Origin of the sequence: Noviherbaspirillum sp. UKPF54 (assembly GCF_007874125.1) — a bacterium.
GTDB lineage: Bacteria > Pseudomonadota > Gammaproteobacteria > Burkholderiales > Burkholderiaceae_D > Noviherbaspirillum.
The window spans coordinates 3,969,831-3,985,539 of record NZ_CP040128.1 but is presented as its reverse complement, the minus strand read 5'-3'; the positions used below and the strand labels follow the sequence as shown (position 1 = coordinate 3,985,539).

12 protein-coding genes are annotated in these 15,709 nt (G+C 64.3%); 6 read left to right on the top strand and 6 right to left on the bottom strand.

The genetic code is table 11. From position 1 onward, the window contains the following. Nucleotides 1-129 precede the first annotated feature (129 nt). Nucleotides 130-1,950, top strand: a complete 1,821-nt coding sequence (gene ftsH / locus FAY22_RS18405) for an ATP-dependent zinc metalloprotease FtsH (RefSeq protein WP_146331894.1) — start codon at nt 130-132, stop codon at nt 1,948-1,950. A 74-nt stretch (nt 1,951-2,024) separates the two neighbouring features. Here the strand turns inward: ftsH and FAY22_RS18400 are convergent, their stop codons facing one another. Together FAY22_RS18400 and FAY22_RS18395 are read right to left on the bottom strand one after the other, a co-directional pair. Then, nucleotides 2,025-2,708 carry a peroxiredoxin gene (locus tag FAY22_RS18400; protein ID WP_146331892.1) on the bottom strand — a complete coding sequence of 228 codons (684 nt, stop codon included), beginning with the start codon at nt 2,706-2,708 and terminating at the stop codon, nt 2,025-2,027. Nucleotides 2,709-2,951: 243 nt separating this feature from the next. Beyond that, complete coding sequence (locus FAY22_RS18395; RefSeq protein ID WP_146331890.1) at nt 2,952-3,653, bottom strand: glutathione S-transferase N-terminal domain-containing protein; 702 nt, start codon at nt 3,651-3,653, stop codon at nt 2,952-2,954. A gap of 321 nt (nt 3,654-3,974) precedes the next feature. On the opposite strand from FAY22_RS18395, the gene FAY22_RS18390 reads away from it, so the two are divergent. From FAY22_RS18390 to FAY22_RS18375, 4 genes are all read left to right on the top strand, one after another. Then, nucleotides 3,975-5,114: an acyl-CoA dehydrogenase family protein gene (locus FAY22_RS18390; protein ID WP_146331888.1), complete on the top strand. Its 1,140-nt coding sequence runs from the start codon at nt 3,975-3,977 to the stop codon at nt 5,112-5,114. A gap of 8 nt (nt 5,115-5,122) precedes the next feature. Further along, nucleotides 5,123-6,268: a CaiB/BaiF CoA-transferase family protein gene (locus FAY22_RS18385; protein WP_146331886.1), complete on the top strand. Its 1,146-nt coding sequence runs from the start codon at nt 5,123-5,125 to the stop codon at nt 6,266-6,268. A 46-nt stretch (nt 6,269-6,314) separates the two neighbouring features. Continuing rightward, on the top strand, nt 6,315-7,964 hold the full coding sequence (locus tag FAY22_RS18380; RefSeq protein ID WP_146331884.1) for an AMP-binding protein: 1,650 nt from the start codon (nt 6,315-6,317) through the stop codon (nt 7,962-7,964). A 135-nt stretch (nt 7,965-8,099) separates the two neighbouring features. Beyond that, the gene (locus tag FAY22_RS18375; protein WP_146331882.1) at nt 8,100-9,221 is read left to right on the top strand and encodes a beta-ketoacyl-ACP synthase III; all 1,122 of its coding nucleotides are present in this window, start codon (nt 8,100-8,102) and stop codon (nt 9,219-9,221) included. A 58-nt stretch (nt 9,222-9,279) separates the two neighbouring features. Here the strand turns inward: FAY22_RS18375 and FAY22_RS18370 are convergent, their stop codons facing one another. Both FAY22_RS18370 and FAY22_RS18365 read right to left on the bottom strand, forming a co-directional pair. Next, nucleotides 9,280-11,412, bottom strand: coding sequence for a 3-hydroxyacyl-CoA dehydrogenase NAD-binding domain-containing protein (locus FAY22_RS18370; RefSeq protein WP_146331880.1), 2,133 nt, complete (start codon nt 11,410-11,412; stop codon nt 9,280-9,282). A gap of 13 nt (nt 11,413-11,425) precedes the next feature. Then, complete coding sequence (locus tag FAY22_RS18365) at nt 11,426-12,631, bottom strand: acetyl-CoA C-acetyltransferase (protein ID WP_146331878.1); 1,206 nt, start codon at nt 12,629-12,631, stop codon at nt 11,426-11,428. Between the two features lie 176 nt (nt 12,632-12,807). Between FAY22_RS18365 and FAY22_RS18360 the strand changes: the two genes are divergently transcribed. Further along, on the top strand, nt 12,808-13,425 hold the full coding sequence (locus FAY22_RS18360; protein WP_246860559.1) for a TetR/AcrR family transcriptional regulator: 618 nt from the start codon (nt 12,808-12,810) through the stop codon (nt 13,423-13,425). 285 nt (nt 13,426-13,710) lie between these two features. Here the strand turns inward: FAY22_RS18360 and FAY22_RS18355 are convergent, their stop codons facing one another. Both FAY22_RS18355 and FAY22_RS18350 read right to left on the bottom strand, forming a co-directional pair. Beyond that, nucleotides 13,711-14,520 (bottom strand): S9 family peptidase, encoded by an 810-nt coding sequence (locus tag FAY22_RS18355; RefSeq protein WP_146331876.1) that lies wholly within the window; start codon nt 14,518-14,520, stop codon nt 13,711-13,713. Then, a complete protein-coding gene (locus tag FAY22_RS18350; protein ID WP_146331874.1) occupies nt 14,507-15,661 on the bottom strand; it encodes a DUF3182 family protein in 1,155 nt (384 codons plus the stop codon). Before FAY22_RS18350 ends, FAY22_RS18355 begins: the two co-directional genes overlap by 14 nt. Nucleotides 15,662-15,709: the final 48 nt, after the last annotated feature.

Sequence of the window (15,709 nt, the reverse complement as noted above, 5' to 3'; positions counted from 1 at the left end):
TGCCAAAAAGGCACTGAGCAGGTTCTTAAATCATTCCCGCAGGGATGCAGCCGCATCAAGGATTTGCATCGCGGGCAATGGGATACTGGGGAAGATCTTGAACGCCACACCCGCCGCCCAGGAGCCGTCATGGAAAGTCAGACCAAACTCAACCTCTGGTACCTCGCCTTCGCCCTGCTCGGCGTCTTGATGCTACGCGACGTATGGCTGATGACGCGCGAGGTCGAGCCGCTGCCCTACAGCCAGTTCATCCAGGAATTGAAGGCCGGGAATGTCGACGAAATCGCGATCGATCCCAATGTCATCCGCGGCACCCTGCGCCGGCCCTTGAAGACGGGCGGGCCCACGGAATTCGTCACGACCAGGGTCGAAACCGACCTGGCGCACGACCTGGCGCAGTACAACGTCAAGTTTGCCGGCGTGATCCCCAACACCCTGCTGCGCGACGTGCTCGGCTGGGTGGTGCCGGTGGCGATCTTTTTCGGGCTGTGGATGCTGATCATCCGCAGGATGGCTGAAAAGAATGGGTTTGGCGGCGGCTTGCTATCCATCGGCAAGAGCAAGGCCAAGATTTACGTCGAAACCGATGTGCGCACCAGCTTCGACGACGTCGCCGGCGTCGACGAAGCCAAGGAAGAGCTGCACGAAGTGGTCCATTTCCTGAGGGATCCGCAGCGCTACGGTCGCCTGGGCGCGCGCATTCCCAAGGGCGTGCTGCTGGTGGGGCCGCCCGGCACCGGCAAGACCATGCTGGCGCGCGCGGTGGCGGGCGAGGCGGGCGTGCCGTTCTTTTCGATTTCCGGCTCGGAATTCGTCGAGATGTTCGTCGGCGTGGGCGCGGCGCGCGTGCGCGACCTGTTCGAACAGGCGCGCCAGAAGGCGCCCGCCATCATCTTCATCGACGAGCTCGACGCGCTCGGGCGCGCGCGCAATTCCTACGGCGTGGGGGGCCACGACGAAAAGGAGCAAACCCTGAACCAGCTGCTGGCCGAGCTCGACGGCTTCGACCCGACTTCCGGCCTGGTGCTGCTGGCGGCCACCAACCGCCCGGAAATCCTCGACCCGGCATTGCTGCGCGCCGGCCGCTTCGACCGCCAGATCCTGGTGGACCGTCCGGACAAGCCGGGGCGGCTGGCGATCCTGAACGTGCATATCCGCAAAATCAAGACCGGCCCGGACGTGGACCGGGAAAAGATCGCCGCGCTGACGCCCGGCTTTTCCGGCGCCGACATCGCCAACCTGGTCAACGAAGCGGCGCTTTTGGCCACGCGGCGCGGGCGCGACGCTGTCACCATGGACGACTTCAACGGCGCCATCGAGCGCATCGTCGCCGGCCTGGAAAAGAAGAACCGCCTGCTCAATCCGCAGGAGCGCAACATCGTCGCGCACCACGAGATGGGCCATGCGCTGGTGGCGCTGTCGCTGCCCGGCACCGACCCGGTGCACAAGGTGTCGATCATCCCGCGCGGCGTGGGCGCGCTCGGCTACACGCTGCAGCGCCCGATCGAAGACCGCTTCCTGATGACGCGCCAGGAACTGGAGCGCAAGATGGCCGTGCTGCTGGGCGGGCGCGCCGCCGAGCAGATCGTGTTCGGCCACCTGTCGACCGGCGCGGCCGACGACCTGGTCAAGGTCGCCGACATCGCGCGCAGCATGGTCACGCGCTACGGCATGGATGAACAGCTCGGCAATCTCGCCTACGAGGAAGAACGCCACGCCCTGCTCGGCGTGGAGCAGATCGAGCGGCGCGGACGCAATTACTCGGAGCAGACTGCGCGCGAAATCGACTGCGCGGTACGCGAGATCGTGGCAAAGGCCTACGCGGATGCGCTGGCCATCCTCGATGCGCGGCGCGGCCTGCTGGAGCAGGCCGCGGCCCGGTTGCTGGAAAAGGAAACGCTGGGAGAGGAAGACCTGGCGCGCCTGCGCGCGGCGCTGCCGGAAGCGTAGCGCCTGCGCCGGGCGCCCGCGCGTCCGGCACAGCGCATCCGCTATCCGCTAGCGGCGCCTGTCGGACACGCCCGCTAGCGCGAGCCCGCCTGCCCGCCGCGCTGCGGTTGCTTGACCATGCGCAGATAGGGCTTGAGCGTGGTCCAGCCTTCCGGGAACAGGCCCTTCGCCTCGTCGTCGCTGACCGATGGCGCGATGATGACGTCGTCGCCCTGCTTCCAGTTGGCCGGCGTGGCGACCTTGCTTTCCATGGTCAGCTGCATCGAATCGAGCGCGCGCAGGATTTCGTCGAAATTGCGTCCGGTGCTCATCGGATAGGTCAGCATCATCTTGATCTTCTTGTCCGGCCCGATCACGAACACCGAGCGCACGGTCGCATTGGTGGCCGCGGTGCGTCCCTCGGAAGTGCCCGGCTCATCCGCCGGCAGCATGTTGTACATCTTGGAGATGGACAGGTCGCTGTCGGCGATGATCGGGTACTTGGGCAAGGCGCCCTGCGTTTCCTCGATATCCTTGGCCCAGGCCTGGTGCCTGTCCACCGGGTCCACCGACAGGCCGATCAGCTTGCAGTTGCGCTTGGAAAATTCGGGCTCTATCTTGGCCATGTAGCCGAGCTCGGTGGTGCACACCGGCGTGAAATCCTTCGGATGCGAAAACAGGATGGCCCAGCCGTCGCCGATCCATTCATGGAACTTGAGCGGCCCCTGCGTCGTCGTGGCTTGAAAGTCGGGTGCGATATCGTTGATTCGTAATGACATGATCTCCTCCAACGGGGGTGTTGAGACAGACATGAGACTTGGCGGCAACTACGAACCTGCGGTGGGAAGGCGGGAAACGAACTGCCTGCGCCGGCGCTTGCCGCTACCTGAAAAATCTTCCTTGCGGATAGTGCCCGCCATCGGGATAGGACATACCCGGTTGTTCAGAATAGGGTGAGGCTCAGCGCTTCAGTTTGAGATGCATCAACCGGCTCCAGATTGCCGGAGCCGTCATATTGCGGATTACGCCGCGGGAATGGTCAGCCCCCTGGCCACCGCCGGCCGCGCGACAAACGTATCGAGCGCGCGCAAGACATGCGGGAAATCGGCGATGCGCACCAGCTCGCCGGCTTCGTAAAAACCGATCAGGTTGCGCACCCAGGGAAAGGTTGCGATGTCGGCGATGGTATAGGTGTCGCCCATGAGCCATTGGCGCTTTTCCAGCCGCTGGTCGAGCACGCGCAGCAGGCGCTGCGATTCGGCGACGTAACGATCGCGCGGGCGCTTGTCTTCGTAGTCCTTGCCGGCGAATTTATGGAAGAAGCCGAGCTGGCCGAACATCGGCCCGATGCCGCCCATCTGGAACATCAGCCACTGGATTGTTTCGTAGCGGCCGGCCGCGTCGGCGGGAATGAACCGTCCGGTCTTGTCGGCCAGGTAAAGCAGGATGGCGCCGGATTCGAACAGTGCCAGCGGCTTGCCGTTCGGGCCGTCGGGGTCGAGGATGGCCGGGATCTTGTTGTTCGGATTGAGAGAGAGGAATTCCGGAGACAGCTGGTCATTGGTGCCGAAGTTCACCAGGTGCGCCTCGTACGGCAGGCCGGTTTCTTCCAGCATGATCGACACTTTCACGCCATTGGGCGTGGGCAGAGAATAGAGCTGCAGGCGCTCGGGATGGCGGGCGGGCCATTTGCGGGTAATCGGGAAGGCGGACAGATCGGTCATCGTGGCTCCTGATAAGAGAGGCGGCATCGGGGCCGCTTCATGGTTGGCTCTTGGGCGGGCTTGATCAATATAAGCGTTTCCGGCGCTTTCCGTCGAGGCGCCGTATCCTGGTGCCTTTGCGATCCTAAGTGTAAGTTTAATTACCTTTAACTTAGAGCAGTATCTCTATACGTAACCTTTGCATAATCGAGTTATTTTCGACAATATGCGCGAGAGCTGCCGATAAAACTGAATTCTGCAAGCTTATTGGTAATATAAATTACACATCGTCGCCGGGCAGTGCGGCAGTGCCTGCCGCGTTGCCGGCGCAAGGAGACAACCATGATTCCGCGCCAGTTGTTCAATGCCGACCACGAGAGCTTTCGCCACAGTTTTCGCCGTTTTCTGAATGCCGAGGTCATGCCGCGGCATGAACGGTGGGAAGAGCAGGGCTTTGTCGATCCCGCCATCTGGCGCCGCGCCGGCGAGCTGGGCTTCTTGTGCACCAACATGCCGGAGAATTACGGCGGCGCAGGCTGCGACCGCCTGTTCAGCACAATCCTGCTGGAAGAATTGGCGCGTGCCAATGCGACCGGCATCGGCTGGCCGCTGCATTCCGATATCGTCGCGCCCTACCTGCTGCGCTATGGCAGCGAAGAGCTGAAGCAGGCATGGCTGCCGAAGATGGCCTCCGGCGAGGCGATCACCGCCATCGCGATGACCGAGCCGGGCGGCGGCTCCGACCTGCAATCGATTACAACCGTCGCGCTCGAGGATGGCGACGACTACGTCATCAACGGTTCCAAGATCTTCATTACCAATGGCTACAATTGCGACATGGCCATCGTCGCGGTCAAGACCGGCAGCAGCGCGCGCGGTGCAAAGGACGTATCGCTGATCGTGGTCGAGGCCGGCCGCCCCGGCTTCACCAAGGGCAAACCGCTGAAAAAGGCGGGCATGAAGGCGCAGGATACCTGCGAACTGTTCTTCGACAATGTGCGTGTGCCGCGTGCCAATATCGTCGGCCAGCGGGGCATGGGCTTCATGATGCTGATGCAGGAACTGGCCTGGGAACGCCTGCTGATCGCGATTACCTCGATCGCCAACGCGGAAGCGATGTTGGAAGCGACGATTGCCTATACCAAGGAAAGGCAGGCGTTCGGCCGGCCGGTATCGGCGTTCCAGCATACCCGCTTTGCCCTGGCGGAAATGAAGACCGAGCTGCAGATCGCGCGCGTGTTCGTCGACCGCTGCATCGAGCTGGAAATAAAAAAAGAATTGCAGCCCGACGCGGCCGCCGCCGCCAAGTACTGGTGCTCTGACCTGCAGGGCAAGGTGCTCGACCAGTGCGTGCAGCTGCACGGCGGCTACGGCTTCATGCTCGAGTATCCGGTGGCGCGCGCCTATGTCGATGCGCGCGCGCAGCGCATCTACGGCGGCACCAATGAAATCATGAAAGAAATCATCGCCCGCGGCATTTGAGATCGGCCATGACCAATCCCCTTCTTTCCGGCATCCGCGTGCTCGACCTCACGCGGCTGTTGCCGGGGCCGTTCTGCACGCTGTACCTGGCCCAGCTCGGCGCCGAGGTGATCAAGATCGAGGAGCCGCAAGGCGGCGATTACGCGCGCCACCTGTCGCCGGAATTGTTTTCGCTGGTTAATCGCGGCAAGCAATCGGTGACGCTCGATCTGCGCCGGGCCGAGGCGGTGGGCGCGTTCAAGACGCTGGTCGCCGGCGCGGACGTGGTGATCGAATCGTTCCGCCCGGGCGTGATGGACAAGCTCGGCTGCGGCTACGACGCGCTCCGGGAAATCAACCCGCGCCTGGTGTACGCGGCCCTGACCGGTTATGGGCAAAGCGGCCCGTTCAAGGATCGCGCCGGACATGACATGAATTATTGCGGCTATGCCGGCGTGCTCGACCAGAGCGGCACGGCGGATGGGCCGCCCGCCTTGTCGAACTTCCAGGTGGCTGATCTGGCCGGCGGCGCACTCACTTGCGCGGTGGGTATCCTGGCCGCCGTCATCGGCGCGAGGGCGTCCGGTGCCGGCAGCTTCGTCGATGCCGGCATGCTCGACGGTACACTCGCGCTGCAAGTGATGGCGCTGGCCTCGCTGCGCACCTTCGGCCATGCCCCGCCGCGTGGCGGCGACATGCTCACCGGCGGCTTGCCCAACTATAGCGTGTACGAATGCGCCGATGGCCGGCATGTGGCCATGGCGGCGCTGGAACCGAAGTTCTTCCAGAACTTTTGTGCCGCGGTAAATCGCCCGGACCTGGCACGCCTGCCGTTGATGCCGGGCGAGGCCGGCGCGCCATTGCGCAAAGAATTGGCTGCCCTGTTCAAATCGAGAACACGCGACGAGTGGGAGGCTTTGTTAAGCCACAAGGACTGTTGCGTCTCTGCGGTCTACTCTGCACGGGAAGCGCTGGAACAGGCGCAAGTGCGTGCGCGGGAACTGGTGGAGTCCGATTCCGGTAAGCCAGCTTTCCGCTTCCCCATCCGTTTTTCGGCATCTCCACGCAGTACGGCGGGCAGCCCGACGCTGGGCGAGCATACCGACGCCGTGCTGCGTGCGGCCGGCGTGAGCGAAGCCGAGCTGGCTGCGCTGGCAGCATTGCGCGCGATTTGACAACCGATATGGATTCCGGAGATCACCAGCCGCGAGGAGACAGAGCATGAAGGTCGATCAATACCCGGTGCAGATGCTGCGCCAGTGGGCGTCGCAGCAACCCGACAGGCGCTGGCTGTTCCAGCCGGTCAACGGTCAATGGAAATCCCTGACTTGGGGACAGGCTGCCGACCAGGTTGCGCGCATGGCATCCGCCCTGCAAGCGATGGGTTGGGAACCCGGCAGCCGCATCGCGATTTCCGGACGCAATAGCGCGCACTGGTTCCTGGCCGACATGGCCATCGCCATGGCCGGCTACGTGAGCGTCGGCCTGTATCCGAGGCAGTCGCAGGAAAACACCCGCTACATCCTCGAACATAGCGAAGCGAAGGCCCTGTTCCTCGGGCCCATGATGGACGCCGACCTGTTCATGGGCGCGCTACCGCCGGACGTCAAGACGATTGCCTTTCCGTATCCGGAAGCCCCGGCCGGCGACATGAAGTGGGACGAGCTGGTGGCGCAGCATGCGCCGCTGTCGTCGTACCAGCCGCCGGCGCCGGAAACCCTCATGACGCTGGTCTACACCTCCGGCACCACCGGCAAGCCCAAGGGCGTCATGCTCAATTACGGCAACGTGCTGTTTACCGCCAGCGGCGCGCTGTCGATGATTCCGCCCGAACCCAACGAGCGCTACTTTTCCTACATGCCGCTGGCGCACGCCTTCGAGCGCGTGGCCGTCGAGATGGCCAGCTTCTATACCGGCGCGGAGGTGCATTTCCTGGAGCATGTCGACAAGCTGGCGGAACAGTTGCCGCAAGTCGCGCCGACCCGGTTTTTCGGCGTGCCGCTGGTCTACAGCCGCATCCAGGCCGGCGTATTGAAGAAGCTGCCGCAGCCCAGGCTGGAGCGCCTGATGAAGATTCCCCTGGTGCGCGGCATGGTGCGCCGCAAGATACTGAAGGGCATCGGCCTGCAGAATGCGCGCATGTGCGTGGCGGGCGCGGCGCCCATGCCGGTGCCGCTGATGGACTGGTGCCGCAGCATCGGCATCGAGATTTACCAGGGATACGGCATGACCGAGGCCTCGGTCTATCCGACCGCCTGCCTGCCATGGCAGAACCGCATCGGCTCGGTCGGCAAGCCCCTGCCCGACTCCGGCTTCAGGCTGTCCGAGGAAGGCGAAATCCTGTTTAAGCACGGCGGCCTGATGGCCGGCTATTTCAAGGAGCCGGACCTGACGAGACAGGCGTTCACCGCCGACGGCTACCTGCGCACCGGCGACAAGGGGCGGCTCGACGCGGATGGTTTCCTCTACATCACCGGGCGCGTCAAGGATATCTTCAAGACCGCCAAGGGCAAATACGTCGCGCCCGCGCCGATCGAATGCGCGTTTGCGCGCAATAGCGACATCGACCAGCTGCTGCTGATCGGTTCGGGCCTCACCCAGCCGTTGATGTTCGTGACCCTGACCGAGGATGCGCGCCGCAAGGAGCGGGCCGACGTCGAGCAGAGCCTGATCGCCGACATGGAAGCGGTCAATGCAACCCTGGAACCGCACGAGCGCATCGCCAAGTGCGTCATCCTCAGGGATGCCTGGAGCATCGACAGCGGCCTGATGACGCCGACCATGAAAGTGCGGCGCGCCGAGGTGGAAAAACGCTATCGCGACTTGATCGACAGGGAGAGCCGGGTGCGCGACGCGATCAGCTGGGAGTGACGGCCGCGCTCGGAGCGAATGGGGGCGGAATTTAGGTTTACTGCTCTAATAATTTTGCGGCATAGCAATTTTCTTGGTGCCAGAATTAAGCTTCGCCGGCGTGTGCCGGAATAGCCCCTATTCGAAAGTTCGCCGATGAAACAAGTCGTCATCAGCGGGACCGGCTTGTTTACGCCGCCGCATTCCATCTCCAACGAAGAACTCGTCGTTTCCTTCAACGCCTACGCGGAACAATTCAACGCCGATCACGCCGCCGCCATCGCCGCCGGCGAGGTGGCGGCAATCGAGCCGTCCAGCGTGGGCTTCATCGAAAAGGCTTCCGGCATCAAGGCGCGCTACGTGATGGAAAAGAGCGGCATCCTCGATCCGCAGCGCATGGTGGCGCGCATACCCGAGCGCCCGGACGAGGAACTGTCGCTGCAGGCCGAGATCTGTGTGGCGGCCGCGCGCGAAGCGCTCGAACGCGCCGGGCGCGCGCCGGGCGACATCGACATGGTGCTCGTCGCCTGCAGCAACATGCAGCGTGCCTATCCCGCCATCGCGGTCGAAGTGCAGGATGCGCTCGGCATCGACGGCTACGGCTTCGACATGAACGTGGCGTGTTCCTCGGCCACCTTCGGCATCCAGACCGCGGTCGCCGCCATCCAGAGCGGACAGGCGCGCGCCGTGCTGGTATTGAATCCCGAAATCACCAGCGGCCACCTGAACTTCCGCGACCGCGACAGCCATTTCATCTTCGGCGACGCCTGCACCGCGCTCGTGCTCGAAGGCGCCGACACGGCGACGTCGCGCCACCAGTTCGAGATCCTCGGTTCCAAGCTCAAGACCAAGTTCTCCAACAATATCCGCAACAACTTCGGCTTCATGAACCGCTTCGACGAAGCGGGCATCGGCAAGCCGGACAAGCTGTTCCGCCAGCAGGGACGCAAGGTGTTCAAGGAAGTGTGCCCGATGGCGGCCGACATGATCCGCGACACGGTTGCCGCCACCGGCCTGGAACTGCCGCAGGTATCCCGCTACTGGCTGCACCAGGCCAACCTGAACATGAACCTGCTGATCGCGCGCACCCTGCTCGGGCGCGATGCGTCGCCGCAGGAAGCGCCGGTGATCCTCGACACCTACGCCAATACTTCGTCGGCCGGCTCGATTATCGCCTTCCATAAGTACCAGGACGACCTGCCGACGGGCGCCAACGGCGTGATCTGCTCGTTTGGCGCCGGCTATTCGATCGGTTGCGTGGTGGTGCGCAGGAAGTAATCTGCGCGCAGGGGGAGCTGCGTTTTCCCTCATGGCGCCGAGAGAAAACGCAGGCCTGTCACTCGAAGCGCTTGCCTTCCTGCGCCATCTTCACCAGGATATTCGCCGGCGCGAAATACTCCCCGTACCGCTCCGCCAGCTCCCTGGCGCGGCGCACGAAATTGTCCACGCCATAGGCATTGATGTACTGTAGCGCGCCGCCCTGGAACGGCGCGAAGCCCCAGCCGAAGATGCTGCCGATGTTGGCGTCGGCCACCGTCAGCACCACCTTCTCCTCGAAGCATTTCGCCGCTTCATTGGCTTGCACGAACATCAGGCGCTCGATCAAGTCCTTTTGCGGCAATTGCTGCGGCGCCACCGGGAATACATCCTTCAGGCCGCTCCACAAGTGTTTCGGCTGGTCGGCCGGATAGTCGTAGAAACCCTTGCCGGCCTTCTTGCCCGGGCGGTCCAGTTCCGTCACCATCTTCTTCAGGCAGGCAGTCGCCGGATGCGGGGCATAGGGCTTGCCCTCGGCCTCGAAGTCCTTGCGCGTCTGCTCCATGATGTGCCACGACAGCGAGAGACTGACCTCGTCCTGCAGCGCGAGCGGGCCGACCGGCATGCCGGCCTGCAGTCCCGCGACTTCAATGGAGCGCGGATGCTGACCGTCCATCAGCAGCTTCATGCCTTCCATGACGTAGGTGGCGAACACGCGCGAGGTGTAGAAGCCGCGCGCATCGTTGACCACGATCGGCGTCTTCCTGATCTGTTGCACGTAGTCGAAGCCGCGTGCCAGCGTCTCCCGGCTGGTCTGTTCGCCGACGATGATTTCGACCAGCGGCATCTTGTCGACCGGAGAGAAGAAATGCAGGCCGATGAAGTTGGCCGGGCGCGCGCTGGCCTGTGCCAGCCCCGTGATCGGCAGCGTCGAGGTGTTGGAGGCGAACACGGCGTCGGCGGCCAGCACCGCCTCGGTCTTCTTCGTCATGTCGGCCTTGATGGCGCGGTCCTCGAACACCGCTTCGATGACGAGGTCGCAGCCGGCGAGGTGTTCCACGCTGGCGGTCGTTGCAATCTTCGCCAGCAGCGCCTGCTTTCCTTCGGCGGTCTCGCGCCCGCGCTTGATCGCCTTGTCCAAGAGGCCTGCGGAATACGCCTTGCCCTTTTCCGCGTTCTCGACGCTCACGTCCAGCAGCACCACGTCGATGCCGGCCTTGGCCGACACGTACGCGATGCCCGCGCCCATCATGCCGGCGCCGAGGATGCCGACTTTCTTCACCTTGGATGGCGCAAAGCCTTCCGGGCGCGACTTGCCCTTGTTGATCGCGTTGAGCTGGAACCACATGGTGCCGATCAGGTTCTTCGCCACCGGCGACAGCGCGCAGTGGGCGAAGTAGCGCGACTCGACTTCGCAGGCGGTGTCGAAGTCGACGATGCCGCCTTCGAACACGCAGCTCATGATGTCGGTCGCGGCCGGGTAGTTGCCGAAGGTCTTGGCACTGGCCATCGAGGGCGCGATCGACCACAGCTGCGCGTTGGCCGGGCTCTTCGAATCGCCGCCTGGCCAGCGGAATTTCTTGTCGTCCCACGGTTGCACGGCTTGCGGATTGGCCAGGCACCAGGCCCTGGCCTTGGCCATCATGTCGGCGCCGTCGGCCGCCAGCTCGTGCAGGATGCCTTGCTGCTTGGCCTGCTCGGCGCGCAGTTCCTTGCCCTCCAACAGCAGCGGCAGCGCCGGCTGGATGCCGATCAGGCGCGCCAGGCGCTGTGTGCCGCCGCCGCCGGGCAAAAGTCCCAGTTTCACTTCCGGCAGGCCGAACTTGGCCTTCGGGTTGTTGATCGCGACACGGTAATGGCAAGCCAGCGCCAGCTCCAGCCCGCCGCCCAGCGCCGTGCCGTTCAGTGCTGCGACCACCGGGCGGCCGCAGCGCTCCAGGCGGCGCAGCAGCGCCTTGAAGTGCTGCGCCATGTCGAACGCCTGCTGCGGCTCGGTGATCTGGTACAGCTTGTCGATGTCGGCGCCGGCCAGGAATTCCTTCTTGCCGGACGTGAGGATGATGCCCTTGATGCTCTTGTCGGCTTCGATGTCGGTGATCGCGCGGCCGAACGGTTCGGTCAGTTCGTCGTTGAGCACGTTCATCGAACGGCCCGGCATGTCGATCGTCAGGGTGACGATGTTGTCAGCATCTTTCTGGAAATGTATGCACATGGTGTCGGTTCCGTTAAATACGTTCGATGATGGTGGCGATGCCCATGCCGCCGCCCACGCACAGCGAGACCAGCGCGGTGGAGCGGTTGGTGCGTTCCAGTTCGTCGAGCGCGGTGCCGAGGATGATGGCGCCGGTCGCGCCCAGCGGGTGGCCCATGGCGATCGACCCGCCGTTGACGTTGATGCGTTCTTCGTCGATGCCGAGGTCGCGCGCGGCGCGCATCACCACGGCGGCGAACGCCTCGTTGATTTCGAACAGATCGATGTCTTTCGCCTGCATGCCGGCCTTGGCCAGCGCCTTGCGCGCGGCGGGCGCGATTCCGGTCAGCATGATGGTCGGCTCGGAGCCGGTGACGGCGGTCGCCACGATGCGCGCGCGCGGCTTGATGCCCAGCCGTTCGCCGATGGCGCGGCTGCCGACCAGCGTCAACGCGGCGCCGTCGACGATGCCCGACGAATTGCCGGCGTGGTGCACGTGGTGGATGCGTTCGACGGTGGTGTACTTGCGCAACGCGGTGGCGTCGAAGCCCATTTGCCCCATCTGCTCGAAGGCGGGTTTGAGTCCGGCCAGCGTTTCCATGGTGGTGTCAGAGCGAATGTATTCGTCATGGTCGAGCACCACCATGCCGTTCACATCCTTCACCGGCACCAGCGATTTCGCAAAGCGCCCTTCCGCGCGGGCCCGCGCCGCCTTCTGCTGCGAGTGCAGCGCGAAGCGGTCGACGTCGTCGCGCGTAAATCCTTCGAGCGTGGCGATCAGGTCGGCGCCGATGCCCTGCGGCGCGAAGCCGGTCATCTGGTTGACGCGCGGGTCCATGAACCAGGCCCCGCCGTCGGAGCCCATGGTCCAGCGCGACATGCTTTCGACGCCGCCGGCCACCACCAGCTGTTCCTGGCCGGACATGACTTTCATCGCCGCCAGGTTGATCGATTCCAGGCCCGACGCGCAAAAGCGCGATTGCGTCACGCCCGGCACCGCCTCGTCCCAGCCGGCGTACAGCACCGCCGTGCGCGCGATGTCGGCCCCCTGTTCGCCCACGGGCGTGACGCACCCGAGTACCACGTCGTCGACCAGCGCGGTCTCGAGGTCATTACGCTGCTGCAAGGCTTGCAGCAGGTTGCCGAGCAAGTGCACCGGGGTGACCTGATGCAGGCGGCCGTCTTTCTTGCCCTTGCCGCGCGGCGTGCGCACGGCGTCGTAAATGTAGGCTTCCGTCATGTCCGCTCCAATTTTGGTTTTGTGTGTAAGGAAAATTACGTCACCTTTCGCCAGATTGAAAGGCAAGAAACACTGATTAAGCTAAACGATCGGCATTCAGGTGGTCAATTGACGTTTCATTCTAAACGCTGATGCCTCTATAATCGGTAAGAATGATTACGGTTTGAGGGAAGCAAGTGGCTGAAGAAAAAAAACGGGATGTGCTCGATCTGGCGCGGCTCGACCCCGGCGTTCGCACGCGCATCGAAGAGGCGGTATTGCAGCTGTTTTCCGAGCGCGAATTCCATCGCGTCGGATTCGGCGAAATCGCCAGCGCCGCCAATGTCTCGCTGCAGACCATTTACAAGTATTACGACAGCAAGGAAGCCCTGCTGTACTCCTGCCTCGACACCTGGCTGGGCATCCTGGCCTTGCGCATGGTGGACCATCTGCAGGGCATCGAAACCTACCAGGACAAGCTGCGCAAGGTGTTCTGGGTGGTGCTCGATTTCTTCGATCACCACCCGAAGGTGGCGCAACTGATCATGAGCTCGGTCTATCTGAATACCTGGAGTCGCAACCAGACGTTCCGCCAGCCGCGCCTGATGGGCGGGCTGATGCAGACGCTGGCCGAAGGCCGCGCGCAGGGCATCCTGACCGACGAAGTCGATGAAAAGGTGTTGCTTGACTACTTCCTCGGCGTCATGGAGCGCCTAGTGCACATGCATATCATGCGCGGCGAGAAGGAGCCGCTGGCGGCCAGGGCGAATGTCTTGTTCAAGATGCTGTGGCGCGCCATCGCCAAGCCGGCATGAAAAAAAAGCCCGCGAACCGAAAGAGCTCGCGGGCACAATCCAATCCAGGAGGAGGATGGAGGAGACAAAATTGCATTCTCGCAGGGAGACGTCTTCTCTATAGCAAGTAGCGGGCCAGCCCCGCTCCGCACCGCTGACCGGTAAAAATGTGCGCAAAATGCCGGTTTACGGCGGCGTCGCACACCTTGCGCCCTCCTTGCGCGCCGCGGCATTCCTGAATTCCGGATGTGGATTCCCGGAACCGGGAATGTGGCGGGCGTAGCGCGCCATCCGTGGCGCCAGCCGTTATGCCGGGCCGGGCGGCGCCTCCGGCAGTGCGCTGCCCGGCAGCGTCGCGTTCTGCGTGGGCCTGTTGTCGGTGCGCTCGCCGAACACCATCTCGGTCATCCAGTTCGTCAGCAGCGCGGTGTAGGCGCGCTGGTACGGCTCCTCGGTCAAGCCATGGTCGGCGCCCTTGATGACGCGGTAAGTCAGCGAATGCGCCTGTCCGCACGCATCGAGATAGCTGGAAATGACCGCGTGCGGAATCACATGGTCGAATTCCGATTCGATCACCAGAACATCTCCCCGGAATGCGGCGCACGCGCGCAGCGCACGGTTCTGCTGCGCCTGCACCGGGCTGCGCCGGTAGGCCACGAGATCCTGGTCCTTGTGCAGCTGGCGCTTGGGGGCCTCCCAGTCGCTGTCCATGTACAGCGCCGGCACGCGCAGCGCCAGCCATTTCACCGGCCGCAGCGTGGTCAGGATGGCGGCCAGGTAGCCGCCGTAGCTGCTGCCGACGACCGCGATCGACGCCGGATCGACCACGCGGTGGCCGGCCAGCACGTCGTAGGCCGCCAGCACGTCGCGCAGATTGCTTTCGCGCGACACCGTCTCGTGCTGCGCATTGGTGCTGCCGTGACCGCGCAAATCGAAGGTCAGGCACACGCAGCCGAGCGCGGCGATTTCGTGCGCGCGCGCCAGGTACTGCTCCTGGCTGCCGCCCCAGCCGTGCACGAACAGCACGCCCGGAATGCGGGGCGCAGGCGTCACCAGCGTGCCGGCGATGCGGCCGTCGTCGACGGCGATGTGGATTTTGTCGTCACGGGTTGGCATGCGGCGCGAGCGTCGAATATTTGGTGATCGGGCCGGCGCGTTCGTCCACGTCCTGGAAGTAAAGCACCGCATCGGCGGGAACGTTCGCGTCGCCGCCATAGACCTCGACGGTCGAGGCGCGCACCGACGCCAGCGCCGGATCGTCCCGGAACGCGGCCAGCGCCGCCACTTCCGCGCCGCTGGCGCCGCCGATGCGCCAGGACTGTTCCAGCACGCCCGAGTAGCGCCGTCCCGCCTCGTCGCATCCCTGCGCCACGTCGTAGTTGCAGCGCGAAGCGAACATGGCGGGATAGGATTGCAGCACTGCCGCGTGGTAGGCGCGCGCCTGCGCGATGGCCTGCAGCGCGGGCGGGGCCAGGTCGAGCTGCAACAGCGCGTCGAAATCGCCGCGTGCCACGATCAGGTCGGAGCCGCCGTACACCTCTTCGCCGGCATTGTTCGTGGTCAGGCGCTGCGTCCCGCAATAGCTCGCCAGCAGCTCTCCCACGCGCACCTGGCCCACCGAGAGCGTTTCCACCTGCGCCAGGTTGCGCTCGCAGACCAGTCCGTCGCGCGCCACCTCCTGCGCGTCGAGTGCGTCCAGGCAGGCGTCGAGTTCGCCGGCGTCGGCCACCACCCACTGGCCCAGGCCGCCGATGCCGCTGGCCATCTTCACGCGCACCGCGCCTTGTCGCAGCAGGGCCGCGCCGGCGTCGCGCGCATCGTCGATCGAGAAGACCGAATAGCCCGGCAGCACCACGTCATGCACGCGCTGCGCCAGCTCGGGCGACCAGCCGGGCGGCGCCTTGGCGCCGGGCGCGGGCAGCGCATGCGTGATGGTCTTGGTGGCGATGAACGGATAGGGCACCACGCCGCCGAACAGGTGGTGTTCGTGACGGATGCCGAGCGCGCGTGCCGCTTCGAGCGAGACAAAGGTGTCGCTCGGCACGAAATACACGGGGCCGTCATACGTGCGCGACGCGTCGAACAGCCCGCCATAGTCGTAGCCCTTGATCGTCGCCAGTCGCCGCGCGACCTCGCAGTAGGTTGCGCTCTCGTGGCTGCACGGAGCGCGCTGCGCATTGCCGGGATAAACCACGACCGTTCCGCGTTCTTGCGGTGCCTTGCCTGAGTCGGCTGTCTGCTGGGCCGTGCCCGCCATCGGGCCTCCTTTGCGTTATGCCGGAAATGGATGTCGCCGCGCGCCGCG

Bases quoted from the DNA above. Each gene is read 5' to 3' on its own strand.
- ftsH (WP_146331894.1), top strand. From the start codon at position 130: ATGGAAAGTCAGACCAAACTCAACCTCTGGTACCTCGCCTTCGCCCTG.
- FAY22_RS18400 (WP_146331892.1), bottom strand. From the start codon at position 2,708: ATGTCATTACGAATCAACGATATCGCACCCGACTTTCAAGCCACGACG.
- FAY22_RS18395 (WP_146331890.1), bottom strand. From the start codon at position 3,653: ATGACCGATCTGTCCGCCTTCCCGATTACCCGCAAATGGCCCGCCCGC.
- FAY22_RS18390 (WP_146331888.1), top strand. From the start codon at position 3,975: ATGATTCCGCGCCAGTTGTTCAATGCCGACCACGAGAGCTTTCGCCAC.
- FAY22_RS18385 (WP_146331886.1), top strand. From the start codon at position 5,123: ATGACCAATCCCCTTCTTTCCGGCATCCGCGTGCTCGACCTCACGCGG.
- FAY22_RS18380 (WP_146331884.1), top strand. From the start codon at position 6,315: ATGAAGGTCGATCAATACCCGGTGCAGATGCTGCGCCAGTGGGCGTCG.
- FAY22_RS18375 (WP_146331882.1), top strand. From the start codon at position 8,100: ATGAAACAAGTCGTCATCAGCGGGACCGGCTTGTTTACGCCGCCGCAT.
- FAY22_RS18370 (WP_146331880.1), bottom strand. From the start codon at position 11,412: ATGTGCATACATTTCCAGAAAGATGCTGACAACATCGTCACCCTGACG.
- FAY22_RS18365 (WP_146331878.1), bottom strand. From the start codon at position 12,631: ATGACGGAAGCCTACATTTACGACGCCGTGCGCACGCCGCGCGGCAAG.
- FAY22_RS18355 (WP_146331876.1), bottom strand. From the start codon at position 14,520: ATGCCAACCCGTGACGACAAAATCCACATCGCCGTCGACGACGGCCGC.
- FAY22_RS18350 (WP_146331874.1), bottom strand. From the start codon at position 15,661: ATGGCGGGCACGGCCCAGCAGACAGCCGACTCAGGCAAGGCACCGCAA.